This is a genomic window from Sphingomonas sp. (genome assembly GCF_019242355.1).
Taxonomy (GTDB): domain Bacteria; phylum Pseudomonadota; class Alphaproteobacteria; order Sphingomonadales; family Sphingomonadaceae; genus Sphingomicrobium.
Genome location: NZ_JAFAVR010000116.1, coordinates 15,758 through 30,746, shown reverse-complemented (window position 1 = coordinate 30,746; position 14,989 = coordinate 15,758). Strand labels below are relative to the sequence as shown.

Annotated in this window: 14 protein-coding genes and 2 tRNA genes; 11 read left to right on the top strand and 5 right to left on the bottom strand. The window is 66.3% G+C overall.

What is annotated here, in order from left to right:
- From JOZ79_RS05650 to wecB, 5 genes are all read left to right on the top strand, one after another.
- Positions 1–1,523 (top strand): M13 family metallopeptidase (locus JOZ79_RS05650; RefSeq protein ID WP_294071781.1); only part of this gene is annotated, 1,523 nt, incomplete at its 5' end.
- A gap of 56 nt (positions 1,524–1,579) precedes the next feature.
- Complete coding sequence (locus JOZ79_RS05645; protein WP_294071779.1) at positions 1,580–2,593, top strand: polyprenyl synthetase family protein; 1,014 nt, start codon at positions 1,580–1,582, stop codon at positions 2,591–2,593.
- A gap of 73 nt (positions 2,594–2,666) precedes the next feature.
- Positions 2,667–4,580, top strand: a complete 1,914-nt coding sequence (locus JOZ79_RS05640; protein ID WP_294071777.1) for a S9 family peptidase — start codon at positions 2,667–2,669, stop codon at positions 4,578–4,580.
- Between the two features lie 51 nt (positions 4,581–4,631).
- On the top strand, positions 4,632–4,913 hold the full coding sequence (locus JOZ79_RS05635) for an ETC complex I subunit (RefSeq protein WP_294071775.1): 282 nt from the start codon (positions 4,632–4,634) through the stop codon (positions 4,911–4,913).
- A 91-nt stretch (positions 4,914–5,004) separates the two neighbouring features.
- Complete coding sequence (gene wecB / locus JOZ79_RS05630; protein ID WP_294071773.1) at positions 5,005–6,099, top strand: UDP-N-acetylglucosamine 2-epimerase (non-hydrolyzing); 1,095 nt, start codon at positions 5,005–5,007, stop codon at positions 6,097–6,099.
- Here wecB and JOZ79_RS05625 read toward each other — a convergent pair.
- The 3 genes from JOZ79_RS05625 to JOZ79_RS05615 form a co-directional block, all read right to left on the bottom strand.
- Positions 6,094–6,169, bottom strand: a tRNA-Glu gene (locus tag JOZ79_RS05625). The two genes, wecB and JOZ79_RS05625, sit on opposite strands and share 6 nt — an antisense overlap.
- A gap of 89 nt (positions 6,170–6,258) precedes the next feature.
- The gene (locus JOZ79_RS05620) at positions 6,259–6,573 is read right to left on the bottom strand and encodes a hypothetical protein (RefSeq protein ID WP_294071771.1); all 315 of its coding nucleotides are present in this window, start codon (positions 6,571–6,573) and stop codon (positions 6,259–6,261) included.
- 45 nt (positions 6,574–6,618) lie between these two features.
- Complete coding sequence (locus JOZ79_RS05615; RefSeq protein WP_294071769.1) at positions 6,619–7,125, bottom strand: DNA-deoxyinosine glycosylase; 507 nt, start codon at positions 7,123–7,125, stop codon at positions 6,619–6,621.
- A 47-nt stretch (positions 7,126–7,172) separates the two neighbouring features.
- On the opposite strand from JOZ79_RS05615, the gene JOZ79_RS05610 reads away from it, so the two are divergent.
- Positions 7,173–8,342: a glycosyltransferase family 1 protein gene (locus JOZ79_RS05610; RefSeq protein WP_294071767.1), complete on the top strand. Its 1,170-nt coding sequence runs from the start codon at positions 7,173–7,175 to the stop codon at positions 8,340–8,342.
- A 6-nt stretch (positions 8,343–8,348) separates the two neighbouring features.
- Here JOZ79_RS05610 and JOZ79_RS05605 read toward each other — a convergent pair whose 3' ends face one another.
- The gene (locus tag JOZ79_RS05605; protein WP_294071765.1) at positions 8,349–8,987 is read right to left on the bottom strand and encodes a PadR family transcriptional regulator; all 639 of its coding nucleotides are present in this window, start codon (positions 8,985–8,987) and stop codon (positions 8,349–8,351) included.
- A gap of 98 nt (positions 8,988–9,085) precedes the next feature.
- On the opposite strand from JOZ79_RS05605, the gene JOZ79_RS05600 reads away from it, so the two are divergent.
- From JOZ79_RS05600 to JOZ79_RS05580, 5 genes are all read left to right on the top strand, one after another.
- Positions 9,086–10,423 (top strand): replication-associated recombination protein A, encoded by a 1,338-nt coding sequence (locus tag JOZ79_RS05600; RefSeq protein ID WP_294071762.1) that lies wholly within the window; start codon positions 9,086–9,088, stop codon positions 10,421–10,423.
- A 28-nt stretch (positions 10,424–10,451) separates the two neighbouring features.
- Entirely contained in the window at positions 10,452–11,771 is a 1,320-nt protein-coding gene (locus JOZ79_RS05595) for a mechanosensitive ion channel (RefSeq protein ID WP_294071760.1), read from the top strand.
- A gap of 4 nt (positions 11,772–11,775) precedes the next feature.
- Positions 11,776–12,120, top strand: a complete 345-nt coding sequence (locus JOZ79_RS05590; RefSeq protein ID WP_294071757.1) for an MmcQ/YjbR family DNA-binding protein — start codon at positions 11,776–11,778, stop codon at positions 12,118–12,120.
- Positions 12,117–12,968: a hypothetical protein gene (locus JOZ79_RS05585; RefSeq protein ID WP_294071754.1), complete on the top strand. Its 852-nt coding sequence runs from the start codon at positions 12,117–12,119 to the stop codon at positions 12,966–12,968. The genes JOZ79_RS05590 and JOZ79_RS05585 overlap by 4 nt, the downstream gene beginning before the upstream one ends.
- A gap of 18 nt (positions 12,969–12,986) precedes the next feature.
- Positions 12,987–13,061, top strand: a tRNA-Thr gene (locus JOZ79_RS05580).
- On the opposite strand, the gene asnB is transcribed toward JOZ79_RS05580, so the two are convergent.
- Positions 13,049–14,959 (bottom strand): asparagine synthase (glutamine-hydrolyzing), encoded by a 1,911-nt coding sequence (asnB, locus tag JOZ79_RS05575; protein WP_294071752.1) that lies wholly within the window; start codon positions 14,957–14,959, stop codon positions 13,049–13,051. The two genes, JOZ79_RS05580 and asnB, sit on opposite strands and share 13 nt — an antisense overlap.
- Positions 14,960–14,989 lie beyond the last annotated feature (30 nt).

Genomic DNA, 14,989 nt, shown 5'->3' with positions numbered 1-14,989 from the left:
TCCTGACCCAGGGCGGCCTCGGCATGCCGAACCGCGATTATTATTTGCTTCAGGGCGCGAAATATGACGGGTTCCGCGCCGCCTATAAAAGCTACATCGCGACCATCCTGACGCTCGCGGGAGACAGCGGTGCGGCCGCCAAGGCCGACCGCATCTTCGCGGTCGAGACCGCCATCGCCCGGCAACATTGGACGCCCGAGCGGCAACGCGACGTCAAGGCTACGTACAACCCCAAATCACGCGCGCAGCTTTCCGCGCTTGCACCCCAGGTCGCGTGGACGCCGATGCTAATCAAGTCCGGCCTGGGTGCGGTCCAAACGGTCATCGTTCGCGAGCCGAGTGCGATCCAGGGAGAAGCTCGTCTCGTCGCCGCGACGCCGCTGTCGACCTGGAAGGACTACATGGCCTTCCACTTCATCAGCGACCACGCGCAATATCTGCCGAAGGCATTCGACGATGCCCATTTCGCTTTCTACGGCAAGACCCTCGCCGACGTGCCGACGCAGCGCGACCGCTGGAAGCGCGGCGTGTCGCTGGTCGACAATGCGCTCGGCGAAGGTGTCGGACAGGTCTACGTCCAGCGCCATTATCCGCCCGAGAGCGACCGCCAGGTGCATGAGCTGGTCGACGACATTCTCGCGGCGCTCAAGGACAAGATCGAGCACAATGGCTGGATGGACGAGCCGACGCGCCAGGCGGCCCTGGCCAAGCTCGCCAGCTTCGACCCCCGCCTTGGCCACCCGATTAAATATATCGACTATTCGTCGCTCAGGATCGATCGCGGCGACCTCTTCGGCAATGCGATCCGGTCGGAGGAATTCGACTGGAACCTGATGCTGAGCCGCTATCCCAAGCCGGTCGATCGCAGCCTGTGGGATATGCTGCCGCAGACCAACAACGCCTATTACGACCCGTCGAAGAACCAGATCACATTTCCGGCAGCGATCCTTCAGCCACCCTATTTCGACCCGAACGCCGACCCGGCGTCGAACTATGGAAGCATCGGCGCAACGATCGGGCACGAGATCGGGCACGGCTTCGACGACCAGGGACGGTTGTACGACCCCGTCGGTAAGCTCCGCGACTGGTGGACCCCGGCGAGCGCCAAGGCCTACACCGCGCGCACGGCGGAACTGGTCAAGCAATACGACGCCTACGAGCCGATTCCGGGCGTTCACATCAAGGGCCAGCTGACGCTTGGCGAAAACCTTGGCGATCTCGGGGGCCTCGAAGTCGCTTATGCGGCCTATCGCCGCTACGTTGCCAAGCACGGTGAGCCGCCCGTGATCGACGGTTTCACCGGCGACCAGCGCTTCTTCATCGCTTATGGCTACAGCTGGGAGACCAAGGAGCGCGAAGGGGCCCTGCGCTCGCAACTGCTCAGCGACCCGCACTCTCCGGCGGCATTCCGCGTGAACGGCGTCGTCCGCAACGTCGACGCCTGGTACAAGGCGTTCAACGTTCAGCCGGGAGACAAGCTTTACCTGGCGCCCGAGCAGCGGGTTCACATCTGGGGAAGCTGAGCCGGCTTTCCCGACGCCGCTAGGAAAACGGGTACGAGACCGCTAGGGCGGCGCTCGTGACCGCGACCGTGCATTCGTTGGACGCCAAGCGCGAGCCTTCGCTCGACCCGCTGTTCGCGCTCGTCGGCGCGGGCATGAACGGCGTCAATTCCGTCATCCTCGAGCGGATGCAGAGCAATGTCGCGCTGATCCCCGAACTTGCCGGACACCTGATCGCCGGCGGCGGCAAGCGGATGCGGCCGATGCTGACGCTCGCCTGCGCGAGCCTGCTCGGCTACCCAGGCACCCGGCACCACAAGCTCGCCGCTGCAGTCGAGTTCATCCATACCGCGACACTCCTGCATGACGATGTTGTCGACGGATCGGGCACGCGCCGGGGCCGCCGCACCGCGAACCTCATCTGGGGCAATCCGGCGAGCGTGCTGGTCGGCGATTTCCTGTTCAGCCGCGCATTCGAGCTGATGGTCGAGGACGGCAGCCTCAAGGTACTTCGGATCCTCAGCCATGCATCCGCGGTAATCGCCGAGGGCGAGGTCGAGCAATTGACCGCGCAGCGCCGGATCGAGACTGGGGAGGACCAGTATCTCACGATTGTCGCCGCCAAGACCGCCGCTTTGTTCGCCGCCGCCTGCCGCGTCGCGCCGGTCGTCGCCGAGGCCAGCGAGGACGCCGAGCTGGCGCTCGAAGCCTACGGCAGGAACCTCGGCATCGCCTTCCAGTTGACCGATGACGTGATCGACTATGCCTCTGATGCCGAGACCATGGGCAAGGGCGTCGGCGACGACTTCCGCGACGGCAAGATGACCCTTCCCGTCATCCTGGCTTATGCGCGCGGCAGCGACGCGGATCGCGCCTTCTGGAAAGCGGCGATCGGCGAGGAGCGCGTGTCGGATGAAGACCTCGCCCACGCCATTCGCCTGGTGACATCGACGGGGGCGCTCGACGATACGCTCGAGCGGGCGCGCCAGTACGGCCGCCGGGCGATCGACGCGATCGCCATGTTCCCGGCAAGCAAGGCAAGGGCGGCGCTGACCGAAGCCGTCGAGTTCGCGGTTTCCCGAGCCTACTAAGACCGCAGCAGCCTAGCTTTCGGCGGCGGCGCTGCTACGTCCGCCGGGCCCTTTAACCGCCCGAGGTTCCGTCATGCGCACACTGCTCGCCGCCGCTTCGCTGACTGCACTCGCTTTGCCCGCCGAGGCGGCGACGCTGCGGCAATATGCGGACGTCGTCGTCTCGCCCGCCGGCGACCGCCTTGCCGCCATCGAAAGCGGCCCGGAGGCGAACTCGTCGGCGACGCCGCATGGCCGGATCATCCTGCGGTCGGCTGCGACGGGGACGATCGTCTCGACGATCGATCCATGTCCGGGCTGCGGTTATTCCGGGCTTGTCTTTGCACCTGACGGGCGATTGCTGTTCCTCGAGCGCGACAAGGATCGCACTCGTCTGATGCTCGCCGGTCCATCGGGTGTCGCAACACTCGCAACCATTGACGGCATCGCGCAGGAGCCGACTGTCTCTCCCGACGGACGCACGGTGGCGCTGCTCGCCACATTCAATGCCCGCAAGGAATCGGGCGCGACGCAGGCCGGCGTCCGTCAGGTCGGCGAGATCGGTGAACAGAATGACGAGCAGCGACTGGCCGTCGTTCCATTGACGGGCGGCACTGTTCGCGCCGTCTCTCCCACGGACCGCTACGTCTATGAGTATGACTGGACGCCCGACAGCCGCGGCTTCGTCGTCACCGATGCGCCGGGCAACGGCGACAACAATTGGTGGGTCGCAACCATCGACCGGGTCGACCTCGCCAGCGGAGCGCTCAGCCGGATCGCGGCTCCGGCCACCCAGGTGAACTTCCCGCGCGTGTCGCCGGACGGGCGCACGGTCGCCTTTATCGGCGGGATCATGAGCGATTTCGGATCGGTCGGGGGCGACGTCTACACGGTGCCCTTCGCGGGCGGACCTGCACATGACGCAACGCCCGGTTATCGCGGCAGCTTTACTTCCCTCCTCTGGGGCCGGGCCGGCCTTACCGCGACGGCGCTCATCGGTGACCGAATGGCGATCGTCCCACTCGACCCAGTACGCGGCGCGGGTGCAGTCCAGTGGAGCGCGCCGGCAAGCATCTCGGCCGGTGATGCCCGCGTCGCCCGCTCCGCCGATGGCCGGGTCTATGCGGCGACCGTTCAGGATTTCGAGCATGCGCCCGCGATCTACTCCGGCAACAGCACGGCGCTTCGCCGGCTGACCCGCGATAATGACGGCTGGGCGCCGCTCGTCCGCGCGCAGAGCGTCACTTGGCGGAACGAGGGCTTCGACGTCCAGGGCTGGCTTCTCGCTCCGCTCCGCCCCGCCGCAGGCAAGGCGCCAATGGTCGTCGAGGTCCACGGCGGCCCAGCCGCGGCGAACGTGCCGAGCTATGTCTGGCAGGGCGCCCGGGCCGACCTCGCGCGCGCCGGCTATTATCTCTTCCTTCCCAATCCGCGCGGAAGCTACGGCCAGGGCGAGCGCTTCACCCGCGCCAACATCCGCGACTTCGGCGGCGGCGATCTCCGCGACATCCTCGCCGGCATCGACGCGGCCGAGAAGGCGGCGCCGATCGACGATAACCGCCTCGGACTGATGGGGTACAGCTACGGCGGGTTCATGGCGATGTGGGCGAATACCCAGACCAACCGCTTCAAGGCGATCGTCGGCGGTGGCGGCCTGTCCGACTGGATCAGCTATTACGGAACCAACGGCATCGACCAGTGGATGATTCCCTATTTCGGCGCCTCGCTGTACCAGGACCCGGCGCCCTATTGGGCAATGTCGGCGATCCGCACGGTCAAGTCCGCGCGCACGCCCACCTTCCTGTTCGCCGGCGAGCGCGACGTTGAGGTGCCGCCAACCCAGTCGGTCGAATATTGGCACGCGCTCAAGGCCAACAACGTCCCGGTCAGCCTCGTCATCTATCCCGATGAGGGTCATGGGATCCGCTCGCCGGACCATACACTCGACGTGCGCAAGCGGACGGTGGATTGGTTCAACCGCTACCTCGGAACGCCCGCACGGCCCTAGGGCTTCGACGCGGGGCTTGATTTGGCGCCGTGCCTTTGCCAACCGCGGCATGTGACCATCGCCCGCATATCCGAGCTTGAGCGCAAGACGACGCAGTCCGGCAAGGCCAATGCTGGCCGATGGCTGCTGGAGTTCGAGCGCAAGGAAGCGCAGCGGCCCGATCCGCTGACCGGCTGGAACGGTTCTGGCGACACCGACACGCAGGTGCGGATGACCTTCGCGTCGAAAGAGGCTGCTATCGCTTACTGCGCGAAGCATGGTCTCAAGCACCATGTGCTGCCCGCGCCGCCGGTCCGGCTCAAGCTCCAGGCCTACGCTGACAATTTCCGCTAGGACGTACCGCCCCGCTTGACTTCCTCCACTGTGGAGGCACTTTGCCTTCGCCGAGCTAGGGGGAAGGCTGCACCGCGAAACTGTCTGCCTGGTGATTGGGACCAGGCCCGAGGCGATCAAGCTTGCCCCTGTCGCCCACGCCCTCGCCGCTCGGGGGCTCGCATCCCGGATCGTCGTCACCGGCCAGCATCCGTCGCTGGACCTGCGGCAGTTCGGCTTCGGCGCCTATCCGCGCGTTGACCTCAACTGCGCCGGCCAGGCCAACCCCCACGCCCATGTCCGCAAGGTGGCCGCCGCGATGGGCCCGGTGCTGCGTGCCGGCACTGACTTCGTCGTCGTCCAGGGGGACACTTCGAGCGCGCTTGGCGGAACGCTCGCAAGCGTCCGCGCCTCGGTCCCGTTTGCTCATGTCGAAGCGGGGCTACGCACTGGCGACCGGCTCCGGCCGTGGCCGGAGGAAAGCTACCGAATACGGATCGATCGCGACGCCGACCTGCTGTTCGCGGTGAGCGACCTCTCGGCCGGCAATCTGAAGCGTGAGGCGGTCGGCGGCGAGGTCCATGTGACAGGCAATACCGGCGTCGATGCGCTGCTCCCGGTTGCCGCGTCGCTCGGTCCAGCGCGCGTGCGCGAGCGTGCCCGGCCGAGGCTGCTCGTGACCTGTCACCGCCGCGAAAGCTGGCGCGAAGGGCTTCACTCCATCGCTTCCGCATTGCGGGAGCTCGTCAGCGACGCCGGCATCGAAGTGCAATTCGTGCTTCACCCCAATCCGCACGTCCAGGCGATCATGCGCGGGCTTCTCGCCGACCACGATGCCATCGCCTTGATCGACCCGTGCATCCATCGCGAGCTGATGCGGCGGATGAATGAGGCCGACATCGTCCTCAGCGATTCGGGCGGAATGCAGGAGGAAGCGCCGTCACTCGGCGTGCCGCTGCTGGTCCTGCGAGAGATCACCGAGCGACCGGAAGGCATCGCGACCGGCAACATGCGCCTCGTCGGCACCTGCCCCGAGCGGATTGTCGCCGAAGTGAAGAGGCTGCTCGGCGACCCCGCCGCCTATGCCGCCATGTCGCGCCGGGCCTATCCTTATGGCGACGGCCGCGCCGCACCTCGCATCGCCACGATCATCGATGACTGGTTGGCGGCGCGGCGGCAGCGCCTGGCGCGCGCCGCAAGCTGGTGACCCCTACGGGACTCGAACCCGTGTTTTCGCCGTGAGAGGGCGACGTCCTGGACCGCTAGACGAAGGGGCCTTGCCCGGACCGAAGCCCGGGAGGTGCGGCCATATGTGGGCTGATCGGCCGCTAGTCAATCGCGGCATCGCCAGCGGGGAAGCGGCGCCTCAATCCTCGTGGTCGCGCTCGGCGAGGTAGCGCATCAGCTCGGCGAGGGTCGACTCCATCTGGTCCTGCATCTGCGTGACGAGCTCATTCTCGCGCATGCCTACATGGTCGAGCGGCTTCGAATAGCTGTCGGAAAAGGCGTGAAGGTCGTTCTGGTCGAACAGGCCGCGGGCGACGAGCTTGGCAAGGATGACGAGCAGCCCATTGGTGTTGGCGATCGTTCCGGCGACGAGCGCTTCGTCGACCATCGACAGCTGCTTGTCGCCGTCCGTCGGACTCTCGATATCGGTGTCGGTCTCGTCGCCGGGTCTCACCGGGCCATCATGACGCGCCCGGCGCGCGGCACAAGCCAAAGGCGGCTAGGTCGCGACGAATTGCGCCAGCACGGCCCAGGCGCGCGCCTTTTCCTCGAAGCGGGCGGTGTTGGCCGCGCTCGAGGATGGCAGGTCGACAAGGGCAATGCCGGGCGGCGCATCGCCGATGAGCTTCCGGCCAGCGCGGGCGGCGGTCGCGCCATTGAAGGCGATCGCGCGCAGATTTGGGAAATCCGACAACAGCTGGACGATCCGATTGTGTTCGGCGAGCCGGATTGCCTGATCGAGGCTGCCGCGCCTTTCCGCCGACGCAATCACGTCCCAAAGCCCGACGCCGCGCCGCGCCAGCCTGTCGAGCCGTTCGGCGTAAGGTAGCTCCTGGAGGGGCTCGGCGATCGCTCCGCCGAGCAACCGCCAGAACTGGTTCGTGCGATGCGCATAATATTGCCGAGCGCCCAGCGATGCGTCTCCCGGCAGGCTGCCAAGCACGAACAGGCGTGCATTCGGCAGCGCGATGGGCGCCAGTCCGACCTTGATTGACGCCAACTCCATCGCACTCCGCTTTGCCTTTACCGCGAGGAACATTACAGCCGTCCGCCGTGCAGCCGAGCGACCTCAGGATCGCCCTCTTCTCGGGCAATTACAATTATGTTCGGGACGGCGCCAACCAGGCGTTGAACCGCCTTGTCGGCTATCTGCTGAAGCAGGGCGCGCAGGTTCGCATCTATTCCCCGACGATCGCGGAGCCGGCGTTCGAGCCGACCGGCGACCTGGTGAGCGTTCCCTCGGTGGCGATCCCCGGGCGCCCCGAGTACCGGCTCGGGCTCGGCCTCAGCGCACGGGTGCGCCGCGACCTTGCCGACTTCCGGCCCAACGTCGTCCATATCGCTGCGCCCGACATCATCGGCCACCGCGCGGTCAGTTGGGCGCGCGCGCGCAAGATCCCGGCGGTCGCCTCGGTCCACACGCGGTTCGAGACCTATCTGGCTTATTATCGCCTGCAGTGGCTGGAGCCACTGGTGCGGATGCTGCTGCGCAGGCTGTACCGCCGCTGCGAGGCAATCCTGGCGCCGGCCGAATCGACCGCCGCCGTGCTTCGTGCCCAGCGCATGAACCGTGAGATCGCGATCTGGACCAGGGGGATCGACCGCGCCCAGTTCAATCCGGAGCGCCGCGACATGGACTGGCGGCGGTCGCTGGGCATCGCCGACGACGAGCTGGTCGTCTGCTTTCTTGGGCGGATCGTCATGGAAAAGGGCCTGGACGTCTTCGCCGACGCAATCCACGAGTTTGCGCAACGAGGTCTCAAGCACCGTGTTCTGGTCATCGGCGAAGGGCCGGCGCGACCATGGTTCGAGCAGCAGCTGCCGAAAGCGATCTTCCTCCGCCAGCTGACAGGAACGGACCTTGCCCGCGCGCTCGCGAGCTCGGACGTCCTACTCAACCCGTCGGTGACAGAGGCGTTCGGCAACGTCACCCTCGAGGCGATGGCCTGCGCGCTCCCGGTTGTCGCGGCCGAGGCAACCGGAGCGACAAACCTCGTCCGCGACGGCGAGACGGGAACGCTGGTTGACCCTTGCGACGTCGACGGCTTCGCGGCCGCGCTGGAAGCCTATGCGCGCGACCCCGACCTGCGCCGGCAACACGGCGAAGGCGGGCTTGCGATCGCCCAGACCATGGACTGGGACCGCATCAACGCCGTGGCGCTGCGGACCTATGGCCGGGCGATCGTCAAGCGCGAGCGTCTGTCCCGAATGACGGGCCGCTGAGCCCGGCTACTTGAGCCGCTCGATCCGCTGGGCGGCATCGTCCAGGATCGCAGTGATCTCGTGAACCAGCTCCTCGTCCCAGCCTTCGTTGCTGACCCGGTTGCGAAGCGCGGTCATCAGGTTGCCGACGGCTCGCCCGAGGTGGGGGTTCTTGCCGCCGCGCTGGCTTCCGTCGCCGAGTCCGTCGAGCCGCAGCATCAGGTCCTGCATCGCCTCGGCCTGCTCTTCCAACCATGCGCGGCCCTCATCGGTGGCCTGATAGGTCTTGCGCGACCCCTCCTCGGGCACCTCCTCGATATGACCCAAGTCCTGAAGCATGGTAAGGGTCGGGTAGATGACGCCCGGGCTTGGCACATATTGGCCGCCGCTCAGCGTCTCGACCGCCTTGATCACATCGTATCCGTGGCGCGGCTTATCGGCGATCAGGAACAGAACCAGCAGGCGCAGGTCGCCGGCGCTAAGGTGCGAGCGGCGGCGGCGGCGCGGCCCGTCAGCGCTCCAGCCCTCGTGCCCTCCGCCGAAGTCGAAACTGAACGGACCCCAGCTGCCCCGGCCGCCGCGCCCGCCCATCGCGAACAGGCCTTCGGGAATATTGAATTGAATGCGGCCGCGCGGTCCGCAGCCATAATGACGGTGATGTCGCATATTACGCTTTCCTTTCGATAGTTCTTAGATATATCTTAGATGCATCTGACACAAGGCCCTGATGAATTTTTCGTCTATCGGCCTATTTAGAGGCGCTTATGGCCGACCTGTTCGCAGACGATGTGATCGCCCAGCCACCCGAGAATACGGCCGGCGCGGCCCCGCTCGCCGATCGCTTGCGGCCGTCATCGCTCGATGAAGTCGTCGGCCAGGAGCATCTGACCGGCCCCGAAGGTGCGATCGGTCGAATGGTCGCGGCGGGCAGGCTGTCGTCGATGATCCTGTGGGGCCCGCCCGGCACCGGCAAGACCAGCATAGCCCGCTTGCTCGCCGATGCGGTCGGCCTTCGCTTCGTCGCCATCTCCGCAGTCTTCTCCGGCGTCGCGGACCTCAAGAAGCTCTTCGCCGAAGCCAGGACGGCCTCTCGCGCCGGCCAGCAGACCCTGCTTTTCGTGGACGAGATCCACCGCTTCAACCGCGCGCAGCAGGACGGCTTCCTGCCCTATGTCGAGGATGGCACCGTTACCCTCGTCGGAGCCACGACCGAGAATCCGAGCTTCGAGCTCAACGCCGCTCTGCTGTCCCGTTGCCAGGTGCTGATCCTGCGCCGCCTCGACCATCAGGCGCTCGAGGAATTGATCCGCCGAGCGGAGGCGATCCTCGATCGTCCGCTGCCCCTGACGCCGGAGGCCCGCGACGCGCTGATCGCCAGCGCGGACGGCGACGGCCGCTTCTTGCTCAACCAGGTCGAAACCCTGTTTTCCGTCGGCATCGATGAGCCGCTCGGCCCCGCGGAGCTGTCCGAGCTGCTCCACCGCCGGGTTCCGGTCTACGACAAGGACCGCGAGGGCCATTACAACCTCATTTCGGCGCTTCATAAGAGTATCCGCGGCTCGGACCCGCAGGCTGCGCTCTACTATCTGGCGCGGATGCTCGTTGCGGGCGAGGAGCCGCTCTACGTCCTGCGCCGCCTGACCCGGGCAGCGGTCGAGGACATCGGAATGGCAGACCCGCAGGCGCTGGTCCAATGCCTCGCCGCAAAGGACTGTTATGATTTCCTGGGCTCGCCGGAGGGGGAACTCGCGATCGTCCAGGCCTGCCTCTACCTCGCGACCGCACCGAAATCGAACGCGGCCTACATGGCGCAGAAGGCGGCCTGGCGAAGCGCGAAGGAGACCGGCTCGCTGATGCCGCCCATGCACATCCTCAACGCACCGACGCGGCTCATGAAGACGGTCGGCTACGGCAAGGGTTATGCCTATGATCACAGCGCCGAGGAGGGCTTTTCCGGTCAGGATTACTGGCCCGAGGAGATGGAGAGGCATACCTTTTACGAGCCGACCGACCGCGGCTTCGAAGCGCGCGTGAGGGAACGGCTGACCTATTGGGACAAGCGACGGCAGGAACTGCAACAAAGCCCCGCCGACGATAGTTGAGGCCTTCAGGGCAACAGGGAGCGAGCTCATGTATCAGGTCGATCAGGGCGCCTATTGGCAAAGCCAGTTCATGTTCTGGGGACCCAAGGTCCTCATTGCCCTTCTGATCCTAGTCGCGACCTATATCGTCGCGCGGGCCGTCAAATGGGTCCTGCAGCGGGCGATTGACCGCACCCCGGCGCTCAAGAAGCACATCACCGGCACACCCGATGAGACCGTGGGCCATCAGCTCGGCACGGTCGCCAAGCTGATCATCTGGCTGGTCGGAATCATGGCAGCGCTGCAATTCCTCGGCATTGGCCAGATCCTCGCTCCAATCAACGAACTGGTCACCGAGATCTTCGCGTTCCTGCCGCGCCTGATTGGCGCCGGGCTGATCTTCTTCGTCGGCCTGATTGTCGCCCGCATCGTCCGAAGGCTGGTCGAGACGGTTCTCATCGCCACGAATGTCGATGGCATCATGGCGCGCATCGGCGTCGGCGATACCGAGGGCACCGTCCGGACCGATCCCAGCGCCGTGCCGCCAGGAGCCGCCCCTGCTGCGACGCGCGCAAGTCTCGCCCGCGCCGCCGGCGTTCTGGTTTATGCATTGATCATCATCCCGGTCGCGATTGCGGCTCTCCAGGTGCTGGGTATCGAAGCGATCTCCGGGCCGGCGATCGATATGCTCAACCAGATCCTCGCGGCAATCCCGCGGGTGCTGGCCGCAGCGCTTTGGCTGGGCATCGCCTTCATCGCCGCCCGCTTCCTCAAGACCATCATCGAGGCGATCCTGCCGCCGACCGGCTTCGACCAGGCGATCATGTCGACCGGAGTCATTCCGGCAAACACGCGGCCATCGCGCATCGTCGCCAACGTAGCGATGGTCGCGATCGTGCTCGCGGCCTCGATCGAGGCCGCCAAGCAGCTCGGCGGCGGGACCATCGCCATCTTCCTCGCGCAAGTGACCGAGCTTGGTGGCAAGGTGATCTTCGGATCGCTGATCATCGTTGTCGGCATCTTCCTTGCCCGGATCGTCGCAAACCTGGTTGGCAGCGGCACCGGCGAGGGCGGCTTCGCCCAGACCATCATCCGCTATGCGATCATCGCGCTGTTCACGGCGATCGGCCTCACGTTCATGGGCCTTGCCGACCAGATCGTGATGCTTGCGTTCGGCCTGATCCTCGGCTCGGCGGCGGTCGCTACTGCGCTGTCTTTCGGCCTTGGCGGGCGCGACGCTGCCGGCCGGGTGGCCGACCATTGGGCCGATCGCATGACCGGGCCGGGGACACCGCCTGCCCCGCCGCCGCCGCGACGCCTGCGCAGCACGCCCGCGGAACCGGGCGACGGCCAGCCGCCATTGGTCTGAGCCCATGACCTGGGAGGAGGCGGCCGCCTTCGCGCTGTCGCTTCCAGGGACCGAGACGGGAACGACGTATGGCATGCCGGCCGTCAAAGTCGCCGCCAACGGCCGGGCGTTCCTGTCGCGAGGGCATGAGGCCGACACGTCGTTCGTGCTGTCCCTTGCGGAGGACCGCGTCGAACTGTTGAAGGTCACGGACCCGGACAGCTTCTGGCAGACGGCGCATTACGAGGGCTGGCCCGCGGTCCTCGTTCGCTATGATTGCGCGGACGACGATCGCGTGCGCGAGGTGATTGCGGAGGCGCGGGATTGGGCCGCCGCACGACCCAAGGCCCGGACGCGCCGGCAGACGTGAGCCGGTTCGAAAGCTTCGTCGCGATCGACTGGTCGGGGGCGAAGGGACGCCGTCACAAGGGGATCGCGATCGGTCGGGCGTTGCTTGACGGCCCGCCGCGGCTGGTGCGGCCGGATCATGTCTGGTCACGCGAGGAGGTTCTGGCCTGGCTGATCGACGATGCGGCGCGGAGGCCGACTCTATTCGGCTTCGACTTCAGCTTCGCTCCGCCGCTGATCGAAAAAGGCGAATATTTGCTCGGCGAGCCCGGCGTTCCGACCACTGCTCGCGAGTTCTGGGCCTATGTCGACGGCAAGTGCGACGACGAGGACCTGGGCGCGGCCAGCTTCCTCGAGATTGCGCATCGGCGGCATTTTTATTTCGGCATTGCCGACGGCGTGAAAGCCGATTTCGTCCGCTTTCGCCAATGCGATGCCCGGCTGAACGCGCAAGGCGGCCGCAAGACGGCGTCCGCTTACGACGCGATCGGCGCGGCGCAGGTTGCAAAGGCGAGCTTCGCCGGGATGCGCTTCCTTCACCGGCTCGACGGCAGGGTGACGATCTGGCCGATGGACACGCTACCCGCGCAGGGCAGCGCGATCGTCGAGATCTACACGCGAATCTACCTGCGTCGCGCAGGCCTCAGCGGCACCAAGCTGCGCAGCCGGACGGATCTCAACCGCGCTCTCGAAGGTCTCGGAAGCCCTCCAGCGCGGCTGCGCTTTGAGCCTAACGACCACCAAACCGATGCACTGGTGACCGCGGCCGGGATGCGCCAGCTCGCGACCGGCGAGCCGAATGCGTTCAATCCAGAGGGACTGACGCCCGTGATCGCACGCAGCGAAGGCTGGACCTTCGGCGTTCTTTGACCCAAATGCTCGCCTCGGGCCGGCTTAGCACAGTGGTAGTGCAGCGGTTTTGTAAACCGAAGGTCGGGGGTTCAAATCCCTCAGCCGGCACCATTCCTCGTTGCCGCTCCAGCCGTCTCGTGCCAGAGCTGGAACATCAGCAGGTTCCACACGATCCGATCCCGCCGGTTGTGGCCCGCGAGGAACTGAGTCCAGAGCCGGCGCACCCGTTTTGGCTCCAGAATGCCCTCGCGCCGCAGCCGCTGCTCGCGCAGGAGCTCCTCGCCCCAGCCGCGCAAGGGACCCCGCAGCCATTCCTCGACGGGCACGGAAAAGCCCATCTTCGGCCGGTCAATGATTGAGTCGGGCAAGTGCCGGCGCAACAGCCTGCGCAGGATCAGCTTGCCAGCATCCGCATTGAGCTTGGCCGACAAGGGCAGGCGCCAGGAATACTCGACCAGGTGATGGTCGAGGAACGGCGCCCGAGTTTCCAGCGAGACAGCCATTGCCGCTCGGTCGACCTTGCTCATGATATCGTCGGGAAGATGATGAAGCTGGTCGCGAACCATCATCTTGTCCGCCGGCTTGTCGACGAAGGTGATCGGACCGGAGGCGGCGAGCACATGCTCGCTTGCGCCTAGCACCAGCGGGTCGGCCCGCTGCGCTCGCGAGAGCTTCCATTGATAAAGGTCCTCGAACGTTCCCGACCCGACGATGATCGCGGCGCGGCCGAGTGCCCCCGGCGCTGCCGACCCGCCCCCGATGGCGCCGAGGCCCTGCGCGACGGCGGCCCTGACGCCGCGCGGGTATCGCGACAGGCTGGACCATATGCGCGGGGTGGACTTGTATCGTGCGTAGCCACCGAACAGCTCGTCGCCGCCGTCTCCGGACAGCGCGACCGTCACGTCGCGGCGGGCCATCGCGCTGACCAGGAACGTCGGGATTTGCGAGCTGTCGCCGAACGGCTCGTCCCAGATCGCCGGGATTCGCGGGATGACGTCGAGGGCGTCCCGGGCGGTGACATAAAGCTCGGTGTGGTCGGTGCCCAAATGGCCCGCGATCGCCTTGGCCTGGGGCGCCTCGTCGAACTTGGCAACGTCGAAGCCGATGGTGAAGGTGCGCACCGGACGATCCGATTGGGCCTGCATCATGGCGACGATCAGCGAGGAATCAATTCCACCGGACAGAAAGGCGCCGAGGGGAACGTCGGCGACCATGCGGCGGCCGACCGCATCCAGCAGCCGTGATTCGAGGTCGGACGTCAGTTCCGGACCGTCGGGGAGCTGGTCGACAACCCCACGCGCGGCGATCTTGCGCAGATCCCAGTAGGCTCGCGGCTTCCCGACCGTTCGGCCGCCATCCGCGATCTCCATGAAATGCGCAGGCTCGAGCTTTGCAATGCCTTTCCAGATCGAATGCGGCGCGGGCACATAATCGTAGCGCAGCATGCTGCTGATCGAATCGCGGTCGAGCTCGGCGGTGAATGCGGGATGCGCCTGCAGGGCTTTCAGTTCCGAGCCGAACATGAAGACGCCGCCGGACGTGCCGTAATAAAGCGGCTTCTCCCCCATCCGGTCTCGGGCCAGGGTCAGGATGCGCGACGATCGGTCCCAGGCAGCAAAGGCGAACATCCCGTTGAGGCGATCGAGCGCGGCGCGGACGCCCCATTGGTCCATCGCCGCCAGAAGGACCTCGGTGTCGGACTCGCCGCGCCACTGGATGCCGCCCGCGATCTCGTCGAGCTCGGCTCGGATCTCCCGGAAATTGTAGAGCTCGCCATTGTAGACAAGGACGAACCGGCCGCTGGGCGACGCCATGGGCTGGTGCCCGGCGGGGGACAAATCGATGATCGACAGGCGGCGGTGACCGAGCGCGATACCGGCGTCGGCGTCGATCCAGGTTCCGGAATCATCGGGGCCACGATGCTCGATGGCGTTCGCCATCGATGCGGCAAGCGCCGCCGCACCGCCGTCAAGCGGGCGAGGCTCGATGAAGCCGGCAATCCCACACACGAAAAACCACCTCCCGCTTATGATCGGGGC